This is a genomic window from Actinokineospora baliensis (assembly GCF_016907695.1).
GTDB classification, from domain to species: Bacteria; Actinomycetota; Actinomycetes; order Mycobacteriales; family Pseudonocardiaceae; genus Actinokineospora; species Actinokineospora baliensis.
In genome coordinates this window covers 6051858-6066075 of the sequence record NZ_JAFBCK010000001.1, presented here as the reverse complement: position 1 = coordinate 6066075, position 14218 = coordinate 6051858, and the positions used below count along the sequence as shown (strand labels likewise).

Genomic DNA, 14218 nt, shown 5'->3' with positions numbered 1-14218 from the left:
ACTCCTCAGTGGACTGTCTTGATCCGGAACACCAGCACCGCGCCCGCCAGGCCGACCGCAGCGGCCACCGCGTAGAGCGCGGGGTAGCCGCCGCCCGCGACGATCGGCGCGGCGACCACGGGCGCGAGCACCTGGGGGAGCGCGTTGGCCACGTTGATCACCCCCAGATCCTTCCCCCGGTCGGCCGCCGCGGGCAACACCTCGGTGATCAACGCGAAGTCCACCGAGGTGTAGGCGCCGAACCCGATGCCGAGCACGACCGCAGCGGTGACCGCCCCCGGCCAGGTCGGCCACACCGCGAGCAGCATCGCCGCCCCCGCCATCACCACCCCGGCCGCGCAGACGAAGACCCGCCGCTTGCCGACCCGGTCCGACAGCACGCCACCGGTGAGCACCGTCGTCAGCAGCGCGACGGCGTAGATCGCGGTCAGCAGGAAGACGCCCGACTCCGGGTCCGCGACGCCGACCTCGTCCTTGAGGTAGTACAGCAGGTAGAGCAGGGTCAGGCCGTTGCCGAGGTTGATCAGGAACCGGGTCACCCACGCCCACCGGAAGTCCGGCGTGACCGGCGACCGGGTCGACCGCCGCTCCGGCACGTCGTCGGTGGCGACGAGGGCGAACGGGATGGCCCCGAGGACCACCGCGACCGCGCAGGCGGTGTACCCGCCGACGACGGTCCCGCCGGTCAACGCCAGCCCGGTGCCCGCCATGATCCCGATGGTCTGCGCGAGGCCGAACCAGCCGCCGACGGTGCCGCGGCGCTCGGCCGGGACCTGGTCTGGGATGACCGCGCTGAGCGCGGCGAACGGGGCGTTGAGCGCGACCTGGACCACCGCCCACCCGCCGATCATCGCACCGGTGCTCGTGGCGCTGGCCAACACGAGCAGCCCGCCCGCCCCGGCGACCGCACCACCGACGACCCAGGGGATCCTGCGGCGGGACCGGTCCGACAGCGCACCCCACAACGGGTTCGCGACCATCGAACACGCGGCACCGACCCCCGCGACGAGGGCGAGCACGTGCTCCTTGCTCGCCGGGTCCACGAGATCGGCCTGCTTGGCCAGCAGGATCTGCAGCGGCCCGTACCACCCGATGAAGACCGCCGCCGTCGCGAGGCTGAACGCGGCGACCCAACGTGCTCCCGGCTGCGTGCGGGTCCCGACACCGCTCAAGGGCGGGGCGCGAACTCGGACGGGCGGTCGCGCAGGCCCAAGAGCCACTGGACGGCCTGTTCGCAGCGGACGGCCGCGAAGCCGTCGCCGAAGGGGTTGTCGGTCGGGGTGGCGCAGCGGCGTTCCACGTGGGTGAGGACGAGTTTCTCGGCTATACGGGCGATCGCGGCCCGATCCGGCCCCGCGGTCCAGGGGTGGCCGAGCGCGGGCGGCTCGCTCCAGGTACCCGGTTCACCGCCGAGCACCAAGGCCGGAACGCCGAAGCTGGGGGCCTGCTCGGCGAGGGTCGCGGAATCGGTGACCACCGCGGCGGAGACCGACAGCAGGCACACCAGTTCCGGCTGCGGCAGCGGGTCGGTGATCGTCACCCGCACCAACCGGCCGAGCATGTCGTAGGCGAGGTGGCGCAGCGCGCCGCGCGCGACCGGGAGCACGACCTCCAAGTCAGGGCACGCCAGCACCAGGTCCGCGATCCCGTGCAGCACCTGGGCCGCCCGCTCGTCTGGCACCCGCGCCTCGTCGAGCACCACCAGCGCAAGCCGGACCTCCCCGGCCACCACCGCGTTCTCCACCGCCTGCACGCGCTCGTCGTTGTGCCGCACATACCGGTCGAGCGCGTCGAACCCGGCGTCCACCGCCGTGCTGCCGACCGTCACCACCTTGGGGCCGCCGTGCGACTCCTGGGCCAGGTTCGCCGACGCGTCCGGCGTCGCGGCCAGGTGCAGCGACGACACCTGGGCGATCAACCGGCGGTGGCCCTCCTGCGGGAACGGCGCCGTCAGGTCGAACGAGCGCACCCCGGCGTCCAGGTGCACCACCGGGACCTGCCGCCAGAACGCCGCCATGGCCGCGCTGAACGCCGTCGCCGAATCACCCTGCACGACCACCGCGTCCGGTGGGCGGTCGGCGAAGGCGTGGTCGAGACCGGTGAGCAACTGGGCCGCGGCGCAGGTCGTCGGCTGGCCGTCGCGGGCCAGCTCCACCAGCACGTCGATGGCCAAACCGAAGCCGGACAGCACTTCCGCCGCCGCGCGCGCCTGGTCGCCGCAGGCCAGCAGCACCGGCCGGACCCGCTTGCGCGCCCGCATCGCCGCCGCCAGCGGCGCCACCTTCACCGCGGCCGCCGCGTCGCCCGCCACCAGGCACACCTCAGGTACGTGTCCCGGACGGGGTGGCGAGGGCAGCGGCACCAGGGTGTGCGGCACGGGCGCCCCTTCCACTCCGCGGCGGACACCCCCGGTCGCGTCCCCGTCTCCTGCATGCGGTATAGCGCTGGACCCCCGCGACGTTACCGCCCGTAGTTCCGGCCGACCCGGTGACACGCCGGACCCGCCAGGGGCACGGGTCAGCGGTCCTGGCCCAGCCCGCGGTGCAGTCGGGTCGCGTACACCGCCGCCTCGGTGCGCCGGTCGAAACCGAGCTTGTGCAGCAGCGTGGAGACGTAGTTCTTGACCGTCTTCTCCGCCAGGTACAGCGCGCCCGCGATCTGCCGGTTGGTCATGCCCTCGGCGATCAGGTCCAGGATCTTGCGCTCCTGCGGGCTCAGCGTCGCGTACCTGGGGTCCTCGACCCGCCCGGCGCGCAACCGGTCCAGCACCGTCGCGGTCACCCCGGCGTCGAGCAGCGACCCGCCCCCGGCCAGGGTGCGCACCGCCGACACCAGGTCGTCCCCGCTGACCTGCTTGAGCATGTACCCGGCCGCGCCAGCCATGATCGCGCCGAAGAGCGCCTCGTCGTCGGAGAACGAGGTGAGCATCAGGCACGCTGGCGGCGGCTCCACCGAGGACCGCACGTCCCGGCACACCGACACGCCCTCGCCGTCGGGCAGCCGCACGTCCAGGATGGCCACCCTGGGCCGCACCGCCGGGATCCTGGCCAGCGCCTGCGCCGCGGTCGCCGCCTCACCGACCACCTCGATGTCCGGCTCGACCTCCAGCAGTTGCCGCAGCCCCCGCCTGACCACCTCGTGGTCGTCGAGCACGAACACGGAAATGCTCATCCACGCGCCTCCTGGCCTCGTGCCGCCGACCCGGCGTGCCTGGCCAGCGGCACGTCCCAGTCGACCCTGGTCCCGCCCACCGCGGGCGAGTCGATCACGCAATCCCCGTCCCACCGGCGGGCCCGCTGCACCATGTTGGCCAGCCCGCCCCGGTGGGCGATGTCGTCGGGCAGGCCCGCGCCGTCGTCCTGCACCAGCAGCCGCAGCCGCCGCGCGTGCCGGTCAACCGACACCGTCAGCGCCACGCTGCCCGCCCCGGCGTGGCGCACCACGTTCGACAGCGCCTCGCGCAGCGTCGCCATCAGGTCGAGCGCCACGTCGGCGGGCACCACCGAGTCCAGCGGGCCCTCCAGCCGCACGGTCGGCTCGAACCCCAGCGTCACCGTCGCCTCGGAGATCGCCCGCAGCACCTCGCCGCGCAGGCTGTAGGGGCCGCCGGTGGGCTGCTGCAACGAGAAGATGCTGCGCCGGATCTCCCGGATGGTCTGGTCGATCTCGCCGATGAACCCGGTCAGCCGCTCCGGCGCGTCCGGGGTGTCGGGCACCCGCTTGAGGCCCTGCAGGCCGAGCCCGATCGCGAACAGCCGTTGGATCACCAGGTCGTGCAGGTCGCGGGCGATGCGGTCGCGCTCCTCGTAGAGCGCCAGGCGCTGGCGGTCCTGCTGGGCGTCGGCGAAGTCGATGGCCAGCGCGGCGTGCGTGGCGAAGTCGGTGATCATCCGCAGGTCGTCCTGGTCGAACCGGGCCCCGCCGTGCTCGCGGGCCACCATCAGCACCCCGCTGGTGCGCGCGCCCGTCGTGAGCGGGACGAACATCGCCGGGCCCAGGTCGCTGATCCCGTCCGGCAGCTGCTGGAACAGCGCGGGGGAGCGGGTCAGCGTCGCCTTGGCGACCTCGGTGAGCAGCCGCGCCCGACCGGTCACGTAGACGTCGCCGGTGATGCTGTCGAGGGTGCAGAGGCGTTCCCCGGTCAGCTCCTCCGCGAGCACGCCGTCGACGGTGGCCATCCGCAGGTGCTCCGGGCCTGCGGGCACCGCGACGAACGCCATCACCGCGCCCGCGGTCTCCCTGGCCCGCTTGGCCAGCAGCACCATCCCGGTCGAGTTGCACTGGCTGGTCCGCAGCACCGCGGTGACCTCGGTGGTCGCGCGCAGCCAGCGCTCCCTGCGGTGGCTGCGGTCGAAGTGCCTGGCGTTCTCCACCGCCATGCCCGCCGCCGCGGCCAGCGCCACCACGACGTCCTCGTCCTCCTGGGTGAAGGCGCGGCCGTCGAGCTTCTCGGTGAGGTAGAGGTTGCCGAACACCTCGCCGCGGACCCGGATCGGCACACCGAGGAACGAGCTCATCGGCGGGTGGTCCGGCGGGAACCCGGCGGCTTCGGGGTGCAGCGCCAGGTCCGGCACCCGCAGCGGCTCCGGGCGCTCGATCACCAGCCCCAGCACGCCCTTGCCGACCGGCGGGGCGCCGATGGCCGCCTGCACCCCCTCGCTCATCCCGGTGTGGGTGAACTCGACGAGGTGCCCGTCCTGGCCGAGCACGCCGAGGGCGCCGTAGCGGGCACCGGCGAGTTCGCAGCCCGCGGTCACGATGCGGCGCAGCACGTCGGGCAACGACAGGTCGCTGGCCACCGACAGCACCGCGTCGAGCAGGTGGCGCACCCGCTCCTGCGACACCTCGGCGGCCGCGGCCCGGTCGACCAAGCCCCGGAAGAGGTTGTCCCGGTGCGCCGAAGCCATCAACTCGGCCAGACCCGCCCCGGTCGACGCGGCGGCGGCGGCCTCGTCCGGGCCACCCGGGGCGCCCGCACCAGCCTCCATCACGGCGTCACCGCTCTCCTCCGCGAGCCCGTCCGGTTTCGTGTGCGCCCCACCCCCGCACCGGGTGGCGCCCGCACGGCGGCACGCCCGGGAATCCCTCGGGGGTGATCGGTGCGTTGAGCGTCCACGACATTCGCGCACCGCGCAAGGGCGGGCAGGTGAAGCCCCCGAATTGACCAGTCGCCGTTACCGGCTCGCGCGGCGGTGGGGTTGTTGGTGACCTTATGGCTCGCGTTCACCGTGGGTGTCCGGGTGGCGACCCCGGGTGGGGATATCGCTCCGGCAACTGGAGTCCCGCCCACCCGACCGCCGGGGCGGATGGTGCCGCAGCGTCACCACCGATACGCGCGGCTGATGGCCTGTTCGGCCCAAATGGCGCAGACGAATCCCGCTGTGCAATTCCAGCGAATCGCGTCAGCGCATTGCGGAAATGGGATCAACCGGTACCGGCGACAATCCAGCGCAGCGCCCACCGGCCCGCTCCACCGCGCAGCGCGGTGCGCGACAACGGCGCCACGTCGACCCGCCAGAACGCGGTGGGCCCGGCGCCGAGCGCGTGCGCGATCGCCGCCTTGACGACCGCGGGGTGGGTCACCGCGACGGTGCGGGCGCCGATCGGGAGGTCGTCGAGCCAGCCGCCGACGCGGCGGGTGAGGTCGGCGACCGACTCGCCGCCGTGCGGGGCGGCCTCCGGGTCGGTGAGCCAGCGCGCCATGCCGTCCGGGTCGGCGGCGGCCACCTCGTCGAGCGCGCGACCGCGCCACGAACCGTGGTCGAGGTCGCGCAGCCGCTCGTCGGGCGCGGCGTCGAGGCCGAGGGCGGCCGCGGTCTGCGCGCACCGCAGCGCCGGGCCGCGCAGCACCAGGTCCGCCCGGTCGGTGCCGACCCCGCGCTGGAGCGGGGTGGCGGTGGCGGCCGCCGGGTCGAGCAGCGGCTCGTCGCCGGGGAAGGCGGCGGCCCTGGTCGCGCTGGTCGCGCCGTGGCAGAGCAGCAGCACCCGTGACGATGACATATCCCACCCACCGTGACCATGACTTGATCTTGGACCGCGTTGACACCGCGTCGCGCGCTGACCTACGTTGCCGAATCGACCCTGATGGTAAGAGGAAGCCGGTGTGACTCCGGCACGGCCGCGCCACTGTGACCGGGAGCCAGCGCCCCCGCAGTCAGACCCTCCACCGTCCAACGCTCCACCGACCGGGCCGCGTGAAGCCCCGAGGAGGCTCCCATGACGCATGCCGTCGCGATTCCCACCCCCGTGAGCATCCCGGTGCGGCAGATCCTGCCGTACGCCGTGTTCGCCGGGATCATCTCGCTCATCGCCCTCTACTTCGTCGGCGCCGAACAGGGCGCCCTCGCGGTCTTCGAGGGGACCACGGTGCACGAGCTGGTCCACGACGCGCGGCACCTGCTGGGCTTCCCGTGCCACTGACCGAGACGCCGACCGCCCCAGCCGCCACCCTCACCGTCCGCTCCTTGCTCGTCTGGGGCCTGCTGGCGGGACTGGTCGGCGGCCTGCTCGCGTTCGGGTTCGCCTCCGCCTTCGGTGAGCCCGCCGTCGAACGCGCCATCTCCATCGAAGAGGCGGGCGCCGGTCACCAGCACCCCGGCGAGACCGCCGAACAGCCCGCCGCCGAACACAGCCACGGCGAGGCCGAAGAGGAAGAGGTCGTGTCGCGGGCGTTCCAGTCCACCGGCGGCCTCGGCATCGGCGCGGTCATCTACGGCCTCGGCCTGGGCGGTCTGTTCAGCCTCGCCTTCGCCTTCGCCTACGGCCGCGTCGGTTCGCTCACCCCCCGAGCCACCTCCCTCGCCGTCGCGGGCTTGGGCTACCTGGCCGTGGTCCTCGTGCCGTTCCTGACCTACCCGGCCAACCCGCCCGCCGTCGGCAACCCCGACACCATCGGCGAGCGCACCGGCCTGTTCTTCGGGATGATCGCCATCTCCCTGGCACTGCTGGTGACAGCCGTCGCGGCGGCCAGGGCGCTGGCACCGAAGCTGGGCGGCTGGTGGTCCACTGTGGCCGCCGGGGTGGGGTACGCGGTGATCGTGACCCTGGTGGCCAAGCTGCTGCCCACCTTCCAGGAGGTCCCGGAAGGCTTCCCGGGCGACCTGCTGTGGCAGTTCCGAATCGCCTCCCTCGGCACGTCCGCGGTGTTGTGGGCGGGCATCGGGTTGACCTTCGCGGCCCTGCTGCACCGGGGCATCACCCGCAGCCGCACGGCCTGATCTCGCACGGCACTTCGGCCCCATCTTCCCTTGTGGAGGGTGGGGCCGTTGTCATTCCACCGGGCGCAAAGTTGGTGTGGTGTCGACGGATCCCAGTGGCCACAAGCGAAGCCACAGTCGGGCCTTGATCCGGTCCGCGGGCACCCAGCCGTACTCGCGGGAGTCCTCGGACACCGCCGGGTTGTCGCCGATCACCCAGTACTGTCCAGGTGGGACGGTCACCCCGCCGCCCGTGCCACCGCGGCCGGTCGGTTCGCAGCACTGCCGGGGCGGGCGGCCCCAGGCGTCGCCCGCGGCGGTCAGCACCTGCAGCCACGGGCCGCTGCCGCCGGGGCGGACCAGGATCCGGCCGTCGTCGGCGCGCACCTGGTCGCCTGGCACGCCGATGACCCGCTTGACCGCCGGTGCCTCACGGCCGGGCGGTGAGAGCACCACGACGTCGAGTCGGGCGGGGGTGTAGTCGCCCGCGAGCGGGTTGGTCAGCACCCGCTCGCCGTCGGCCAGGGTTGGGGCCATGCTGCGGCCGTCCACCCGCATCGACAGGCCGTAGCCGAGGCCCGCCGCCGTCAGGGTGAGCGCCGTCACGACGCAGAGTGTGACCAATGCGGCTCGGGTCACCCGTCCGCGGGTTGTCAGCGCCATGTACCCGCCCTCTCCCGGATCGTGGCCGCTTCGGCCGGTTGGCGGTAACCCAACCCGGCCGAGTGGCTCAGGTGAACACCGCGGTACTGCGATGTTGCGTAACTGTTACCTGTGGTCAAAGGTAACTCTCCGTCGATCTCAAACGCGAACATCACTCGTATCAGTGAAGATCGAAATACGGTCGGTAGGCGAAACCGGTCAGATTGCGGGTGGTCGCTAACGTGCGCCACGGTACCTGTTACTCGCCGTCACACTCCAGCTTCCGGCGGCAGCCCCCGGCGGCCCGGACGGGCGCTTGTGGGCTGGCGCACACCCGGGCACCATCTGCCCACCCACACAGTGCGGCGCACCCCGATCCCCGGCCGCGACAGCCCCCCACCTGGGCGTTCGCTCACGACGAACGCGGGTGGCGGCTGCCCGGCCCCGGTTCGGCGGGCGCCCGGGGCGGCCGGTCGCACCCGGCGTCCGGCCCCGACGAACCAGGGAGGCTCGTGTCCATGACAGAGGAAGCCAAGCGGGGCCGGACCCGGTGGGGCCGCACGGCCCTGACCGCGGTCCCGGCGATCGGCGCGATCGGCGCCATCACCGTCGCGATGGCCCAGGGCCTGCTCGCCGCGTCCTTCGCGGTGTCCGGGGTGCCGATCACGCTGACCTCGGAGAGCGTGGCGGGCACCGGGTTCGCGGGCACCGTCTACAACGCCGGTGACCAGGGCGTGGCCTACGCGGGCTTCAGCTCGGCCCAGCTGAGCAAGCTGTGCGCCGGGGTGATCCCGAACGTCCCGATCGTCGGCCAGGTCACCTTCAAGATCACCGCGGGTGACTCGGACCCGGCGACCAAGGAGCTGCAGGCGGCGAACTTGCTGCTCGACGCCAAGAACCTCACCGGCAACGGCGAGTTCACCGGCCTCGACCTCGGCGTGGCCAGCAACTCGCTGTCCAAGGGCCCGGCCGAGGTCCGCAAGGGCGCAGGCGACTTCGGCCTGCAGGCCAACACCGCCGACATCACCAACCTGCGCGCGGACGCCCTGTCCGCCCAGATCGCGGGCAGCTTCAAGCTCGACAACCTCAGCCTCAGCGTCGTCCCCGGCGCCGCAGGCTGCTAGCACCTCCCGGTCCGGCGGTGTCCGCGCCGCCGGACCGGGCCCCACCTCAAGGAGGCGAACGTGATCGGTCAGCTGTGGCGCACCTTCGGCCAGTGGCGCAAAACCCGCCCCTTCTGGGGCGGCCTGTTCGTGCTCGTCGGCGCGGTACCGATCTTCGTGCTGCCGCTCGCCCCGATCAAGGTCCTGGTAGCCAGCGGCATCGCAGGCGTCTCCGGCCTCCTGCTCGGCTCGATCATGGCCGTACTGGCGGCCAGCCTGTGGTTCAGCCCCCAGACCCGGGTGATCGCAGGCCTGATCGCGGTCCTGGTCTCCGTCGCCGCCTTCCCCCTCACCAACCTGGGCGGCTTCTTCATCGGCTCCCTCTCCGGCATCCTCGGCGGCGCCATGGCTGCGTCCTGGGCACCCCGCAAGGAGAAGGCGGCACCGAAGGCGGAAGAAGCGTTGGAGGAAACCGAAGAGGACGCGTCGGTTTAGGTCGCGGCGCGCACGAAGCTGGTGGTGGTGGGGTTGCCGCTGGGGGGTGAAGCCAGTGGTGGGGTGCGTTGGCCCGGGGAAGATCGCTGAGTGGCAGCCACCGATCCGCTGCGCTGTCCGGCGGTTGGTCGCACAGTGTGGCGGCCCCGGGCGGAGAGGCCTGTGTCGAGTCTGGGCCGCCTGCGGTCACGCGCGGCGCCCATGGCGGATTGGGTTGCGGCGTGAACGAAGCTGGCAGAGGGGCCAGCTGGGGCAGCCATCGGTCCGCTACATCGCCCGGCGGGCGGCCGCATGGTGTGCTTGCCCAAAGCGGGGGCCGCCTCGCGTCGAGCCTGCGGTCACGCGCGGCGCCTGAGGCGGACGTGGCGGTCTGGGTTGCGGCGCGGACGAAGCTGGCAGTGGGGTGCGCTAGCTTGGGGATTGCCGAGTTGGTAGCCAGCGGTCCGCTGCGCTGTTCGGCGTGCGGCCACACGGTGTGGCAGCCTGAGCGTGGGCGCCTCCCGTCGAGTCTGCGGCCGCCTGCGGTGCCGCCACTGGGCGAAGTCGGCAGTGCGTGCGTTGGCCGGGGGGGTGTGTGGCCGCCTGTGGTCATGCACGCGGCGCCCGAGGTGGTGGTTTAGGTTGCGGCGCGGACGAAGTGGGCGATGGCTTGGGGGTTGCCCGCGGGGTGGGTGTGCAGGTACGACGCGTGCAGGGGGCCGGTGGTGAAGCCCTCCCCGTGCGGTGTGCCGTCGTGGTCTCGCCAGGTCCAGGCGGGGGTGCTGGGGTGGGCGGGGGTGAGGCGGGTGCGGTGGAACTCGTGGCCGGTCACCCGGGTGCCTTCGGTGTGCAGCACCGAACCCGCGGTCGCCACAGCGTCGCGGTAGCCCAGGAGTAGGCGGGGGGTCATGGTGGCTTCGGCGTCGATCACGCCTGCCATGGGGTGGCCGTCGAGGTGTTTGGCGAGGTAGAGCAGGCCGCCGCATTCGGCGTGGATCGGGCGGCCCGCGCGAGCGAAAGTCAAAACCTCCTCGCGGAGGGGAGTGTTGGCGGACAACGCTTCCGCGTGCGCCTCCGGGAAGCCGCCCGGCAGTACCAAGGCGGCTGTATCCGGGGGAAGCCGCTCGTCGCGCAACGGGTCGACGATCGCCACGTCCGCACCGGCAGCGCGCAGCAGTTCCGCGTGTTCCGCGTAGCCGAACGTGAACGCCGGTCCGCCCGCCACCGCCACCACCGGCCGCCCGGGCACCGGCGTGACCTCGTCCGCCGCGATCCACACCGGACCGTCGAGCGGCCCGGCCGACCGCGCCAACCGCACCACCGCGTCCAAGTCCACAGAGGACTCGATCAACGCCGCCATCGCCGCGACGGCCCGCACCGCGGGCGTCCCGTGCTCGGCCGCCGGGACCAAACCCAGGTGCCGCGACGGTACATCCACCTCGCCCGCCCGCCGCACGGCCCCCAACACCGGCAGCCCGACCTCGCCGCAGGCCTCGCGCAGCACCTGCTCGTGCCGGTCCGACCCGACCCGGTTGAGCACCACCCCGGCGATCCGCACCCCGGGCCGGAACGACCGGAACCCGTGCAGTAGCGCGGCAAGGCTCGTGCTCTGCCCCCGCGCGTCGACCACCAGCAGCACCGGCGCCGCGAGCAGCCCGGCCACGTGCGCGGTCGACCCCAGCCCGCCTTCCTCGACGTGGTGCCCGACCCGCCCGTCGAACAGGCCCATCACGCCCTCGACCACGGCGATGTCCGCGCCGGTCGCGCCGTGGCGGAACAGCGGTCCGATGCGGTGGGTGCCGACCAGCACGGGATCGAGGTTGCGGCCGGGGCGCCCCGAGGCGAGCGTGTGGTACCCGGGGTCGATGTAGTCCGGCCCGACCTTGAACGGCGCCACCACGTGCCCACGCGCGCGCAGCGCGGCCATGAGCCCCGTCGCCACGGTCGTCTTGCCGCTGCCGGAGCCCGGAGCGGCGATGACGACCCGCGCTACCACTCGATGCCCTTCTGGCCCTTGTGGCCGGAGTCCATCGGGTGCTTGACCTTCGTCATGTGCGTCACCAGGTCCGCAGCGTCCACAAGGGACTGCGGCGCGTCGCGGCCGGTGATCACGACGTGCTGGTGGCCCGGTCGGGACGCCAGGGTGGCCACGACCTCGTCGGTGTCGATCCACCCCCACTTGAGCGGGTAGGTGAACTCGTCGAGCACGTACAGGTCGTGCTGCTGCGCGGCCAGTCTGCGGGTGATCTCCGCCCAGCCCTCACGCGCGGCCTCGGCGTGGTCGTCCTCGGTGCCCGCCTTGCGCGACCACGACCACCCCGCGCCCATCTTGTGCCATTCGACGGGCCCGCCTTCGCCGGTCTGCTCGTGCAGCTTGCCCAGCGCCAGGAACGCGGATTCCTCGCCGACCCGCCACTTCGCGGACTTGACGAACTGGAACACCCCGATCGACCAGCCCTGGTTCCACCCGCGCAGCGCCAATCCGAAGGCGGCGGTGGACTTGCCCTTCATCTCCCCGGTGTGCACCACGACCAACGGCCGGTTCCGCCGCTGCCGGGTGGTGAGCCCGTCTTGCGGGACAACCTCCGGCTTCCCTTGTGGCATAACGACTCCCCTCAGGCGGCGCGCGCCGCGCGGACCACACCGGCGACGGCGTCGGCGGACAGTTCCGCGAGTCGGAGACCGGTTCCGCCGAGCGCCGCCGTGAGATTGTCGGCCAACCCCAAGCGAACCGGCCCGTTCTCGCAATCCACGACCACGCTGACCACCCCGTCGGCAGCGAGTGCGGCCGCCGCGCGCATGGCGTCGCCGACGGCGTCGTGCGAGGTGCGCCCGTCCCGGTTCACCGCCACCGTGGCGCGGCCGTCGGTCACGACGACCAGCAGGGCCCGCCGCCTCGGGTCACGCATCCGTTCAATGGCAAGCGTTTTCCGCGCCCGCAACAACCCGTCCGCCAGCGGGGTGCGCCCGCCGGTGCGGAGATCACGCAGCCGCGCGACAGCGGCCTCGACCGACGACGTGGGCGGCAACGACAACACGGCCTCACCGCCGCGGAAGGTCACCAGCCCGACCTTGTCCCGGCGCTGGTAGGCGTCGCGCAGCAAGGAGATCACCGCGCCGGTCACCGCGGACATGCGCTTGCGGGCGGCCATCGAGCCCGACGCGTCCACCGCGAACAGCACCAGGTTCGACTCCCGGCCCTCCCGCACCGCGCGCCGGACATCCCCCGACCGCACCACGATCCCCGGACCGCTGCGACCCCGCGTGTGCTGGAAAGGCGCCGCTGCGGTGAGCGTGCCGACCAGGTGGATTCCGGTGCCCTGGTTCTGCGCCGCGCGCAGCGCCCGGCCGGAACCGGCGCGTGACCGCGATCGCCTGCCCGGCGCGCCTTCGCCGACGCCGTCGAGTTGCAGCACCCTGGCCCGGAACGCCTCGTCCGGCCGCGAAGCCGCCTGCGACTGGTCGCCGCCCTGGGGTGCTTCGGCGTCTTGCTTGCCCTGATCCCCTTGGGGCGCCTCGGATTCACCCGGTTCCGGAGCGCCGCCACCGGGGCCGCTGTCGTCGGGGTCCCGGTCGGCCTCCTCGGCGGCGTCGCGCAACGCCTGCGACAGCTGCTCCTGGTCCAGTCCGGGCTCGTCGAACGGGTCACGCCTGCGCCGGTGCGGCAGGGCCAGCCGGGCGGCCACCTCGACGTCGATCTCCTCGACCGCGCCCGCCCCGCGCCACGCCGCGTGCGCGACCGAAGCCCGGGCAACCACCAGGTCCGCGCGCATGCCGTCTACGTCGAACGCCGCGCACACCGCCGCGATCCGGCGTAGCTCGGCGTCGGGCAGCACGACCTCCGGCAGTGCCTTGCGGGCGGCCACGATCCGCGCGGCCAGCTCCGCGTCCGAAGTGGACCAGGCATCGGCGAAGCCCGCCGGGTCGGCCTCGAACGCCAACCGCCGCCGGATCACCTCCGTGCGGGTGTCCACGTCGCGGGCGGCGCGCACCTCGACGGTGAGCCCGAACCGGTCGAGCAGCTGCGGCCGCAGCTCGCCCTCCTCCGGGTTCATCGTGCCGACCAGCAGGAACGACGCGGCGTGCGAGACCGACACGCCCTCGCGCTCGACGTGCGCGCGCCCCATCGCGGCGGCGTCGAGCAGCAGGTCCACCAGGTGGTCGTGCAGCAGGTTGACCTCGTCGACGTAGAGCACCCCCCGGTGCGCCGCCGCCAGCAGACCCGGTTGGTAGGCGCGGACCCCCTCGGTCAGCGCGCGTTCCAGGTCCAGTGAGCCGATGACCCGGTCCTCGGTGGCGCCGACCGGGAGCTCGACCAGCCGCGCCGGGCGGGTGTCGGAGTCGGGGGCCGAGTGCGGGCCGTCCGGGCAGGCCGGGTCGGGCGCGGCCGGGTCGCAGGAGAACCGGCAGTCCGCCACGACGCCCGCCACGGGCAGCAACGCGGCCAGCGCGCGCACCACGGTCGACTTGGCGGTGCCCTTCTCGCCGCGCACCAGCACCCCGCCGATCCCGGGGTGCACCGCGTTGAGCAACAGGGACAGCCGCAGGTCGGCGTGGCCGACGACCGCGGAGAACGGGTAGCCGGGCAGGGCTGGACGGGTCACGTCGTTCCTCACTCCGGGTCCGCGCCCGGGTCGGTGGGTCAGCGGGCGGAGTGTCCTGGCTCCCGGATCGCCGCGCCGCCCCGGCCTTCCCGAGTCGCCCCGGTGGCCAGCGTGGGGACGGCACTCCCCGGTCACAGTGGCGGGACCGCGCCGGACTCGCACCGGCTTCCTCGCACACCTGCTGTTCTGTCTTCAGTTG

At 73.3% G+C, this 14218-nt stretch carries 13 protein-coding genes and 1 riboswitch; of the genes, 4 read left to right on the top strand and 9 right to left on the bottom strand.

The features are described 5' to 3' along the window. Positions 1 to 5: 5 nt before the first annotated feature. The 5 genes from JOD54_RS26990 to JOD54_RS26970 form a co-directional block, all read right to left on the bottom strand. A complete protein-coding gene (locus JOD54_RS26990) occupies positions 6 to 1172 on the bottom strand; it encodes an MFS transporter (protein ID WP_204454495.1) in 1167 nt (388 codons plus the stop codon). Then, a complete protein-coding gene (locus JOD54_RS26985; RefSeq protein ID WP_204454493.1) occupies positions 1169 to 2377 on the bottom strand; it encodes a UDP-N-acetylglucosamine 2-epimerase in 1209 nt (402 codons plus the stop codon). The genes JOD54_RS26990 and JOD54_RS26985 overlap by 4 nt, the downstream gene beginning before the upstream one ends. Before the next feature lie 140 nt (positions 2378 to 2517). Further along, the gene (locus JOD54_RS26980) at positions 2518 to 3171 is read right to left on the bottom strand and encodes a response regulator (protein ID WP_204454490.1); all 654 of its coding nucleotides are present in this window, start codon (positions 3169 to 3171) and stop codon (positions 2518 to 2520) included. Further along, on the bottom strand, positions 3168 to 4988 hold the full coding sequence (locus JOD54_RS26975; RefSeq protein ID WP_239575375.1) for a sensor histidine kinase: 1821 nt from the start codon (positions 4986 to 4988) through the stop codon (positions 3168 to 3170). The genes JOD54_RS26980 and JOD54_RS26975 overlap by 4 nt, the downstream gene beginning before the upstream one ends. A 436-nt stretch (positions 4989 to 5424) precedes the next feature. Then, positions 5425 to 6000, bottom strand: a complete 576-nt coding sequence (locus tag JOD54_RS26970; RefSeq protein WP_204454488.1) for a histidine phosphatase family protein — start codon at positions 5998 to 6000, stop codon at positions 5425 to 5427. Positions 6001 to 6216: 216 nt separating this feature from the next. Here JOD54_RS26970 and JOD54_RS26965 point away from each other — a divergent pair, with 216 nt between their 5' ends. After that, complete coding sequence (locus tag JOD54_RS26965) at positions 6217 to 6420, top strand: CbtB domain-containing protein (protein WP_204454486.1); 204 nt, start codon at positions 6217 to 6219, stop codon at positions 6418 to 6420. Beyond that, on the top strand, positions 6411 to 7217 hold the full coding sequence (locus JOD54_RS26960) for a CbtA family protein (protein ID WP_204454484.1): 807 nt from the start codon (positions 6411 to 6413) through the stop codon (positions 7215 to 7217). Before JOD54_RS26965 ends, JOD54_RS26960 begins: the two co-directional genes overlap by 10 nt. Positions 7218 to 7268: 51 nt before the next feature. Here JOD54_RS26960 and lepB read toward each other — a convergent pair whose 3' ends face one another. Next, complete coding sequence (gene lepB, locus JOD54_RS26955; protein ID WP_204454482.1) at positions 7269 to 7802, bottom strand: signal peptidase I; 534 nt, start codon at positions 7800 to 7802, stop codon at positions 7269 to 7271. A 554-nt stretch (positions 7803 to 8356) separates the two neighbouring features. Between lepB and JOD54_RS26950 the strand changes: the two genes are divergently transcribed. After that, entirely contained in the window at positions 8357 to 8962 is a 606-nt protein-coding gene (locus JOD54_RS26950) for a DUF6230 family protein (protein ID WP_204454480.1), read from the top strand. A 60-nt stretch (positions 8963 to 9022) separates the two neighbouring features. Further along, on the top strand, positions 9023 to 9436 hold the full coding sequence (locus JOD54_RS26945; RefSeq protein WP_204454478.1) for a DUF6114 domain-containing protein: 414 nt from the start codon (positions 9023 to 9025) through the stop codon (positions 9434 to 9436). Positions 9437 to 10052: 616 nt separating this feature from the next. On the opposite strand, the gene JOD54_RS26940 is transcribed toward JOD54_RS26945, so the two are convergent. The 3 genes from JOD54_RS26940 to JOD54_RS26930 are packed head-to-tail and all read right to left on the bottom strand — an operon-like array spanning position 10053 to position 14019. Continuing rightward, positions 10053 to 11411, bottom strand: coding sequence for a cobyrinic acid a,c-diamide synthase CobB (locus JOD54_RS26940; protein ID WP_204454476.1), 1359 nt, complete (start codon positions 11409 to 11411; stop codon positions 10053 to 10055). After that, a complete protein-coding gene (cobO, locus tag JOD54_RS26935) occupies positions 11405 to 12019 on the bottom strand; it encodes a cob(I)yrinic acid a,c-diamide adenosyltransferase (RefSeq protein ID WP_204454474.1) in 615 nt (204 codons plus the stop codon). Before cobO ends, JOD54_RS26940 begins: the two co-directional genes overlap by 7 nt. Before the next feature lie 11 nt (positions 12020 to 12030). Further along, positions 12031 to 14019, bottom strand: a complete 1989-nt coding sequence (locus tag JOD54_RS26930; RefSeq protein ID WP_372440345.1) for a magnesium chelatase subunit D family protein — start codon at positions 14017 to 14019, stop codon at positions 12031 to 12033. A gap of 27 nt (positions 14020 to 14046) precedes the next feature. Then, a riboswitch (cobalamin riboswitch) is annotated at positions 14047 to 14216 on the bottom strand. Between the last annotated feature and the right edge of the window lie 2 nt (positions 14217 to 14218).

Bases quoted from the DNA above. Each gene is read 5' to 3' on its own strand.
- JOD54_RS26980 (WP_204454490.1), bottom strand. From the start codon at position 3,171: ATGAGCATTTCCGTGTTCGTGCTCGACGACCACGAGGTGGTCAGGCGG.
- JOD54_RS26975 (WP_239575375.1), bottom strand. From the start codon at position 4,988: ATGGAGGCTGGTGCGGGCGCCCCGGGTGGCCCGGACGAGGCCGCCGCC.
- JOD54_RS26970 (WP_204454488.1), bottom strand. From the start codon at position 6,000: ATGTCATCGTCACGGGTGCTGCTGCTCTGCCACGGCGCGACCAGCGCG.
- JOD54_RS26965 (WP_204454486.1), top strand. From the start codon at position 6,217: ATGACGCATGCCGTCGCGATTCCCACCCCCGTGAGCATCCCGGTGCGG.
- JOD54_RS26950 (WP_204454480.1), top strand. From the start codon at position 8,357: ATGACAGAGGAAGCCAAGCGGGGCCGGACCCGGTGGGGCCGCACGGCC.
- cobO (WP_204454474.1), bottom strand. From the start codon at position 12,019: ATGCCACAAGGGAAGCCGGAGGTTGTCCCGCAAGACGGGCTCACCACC.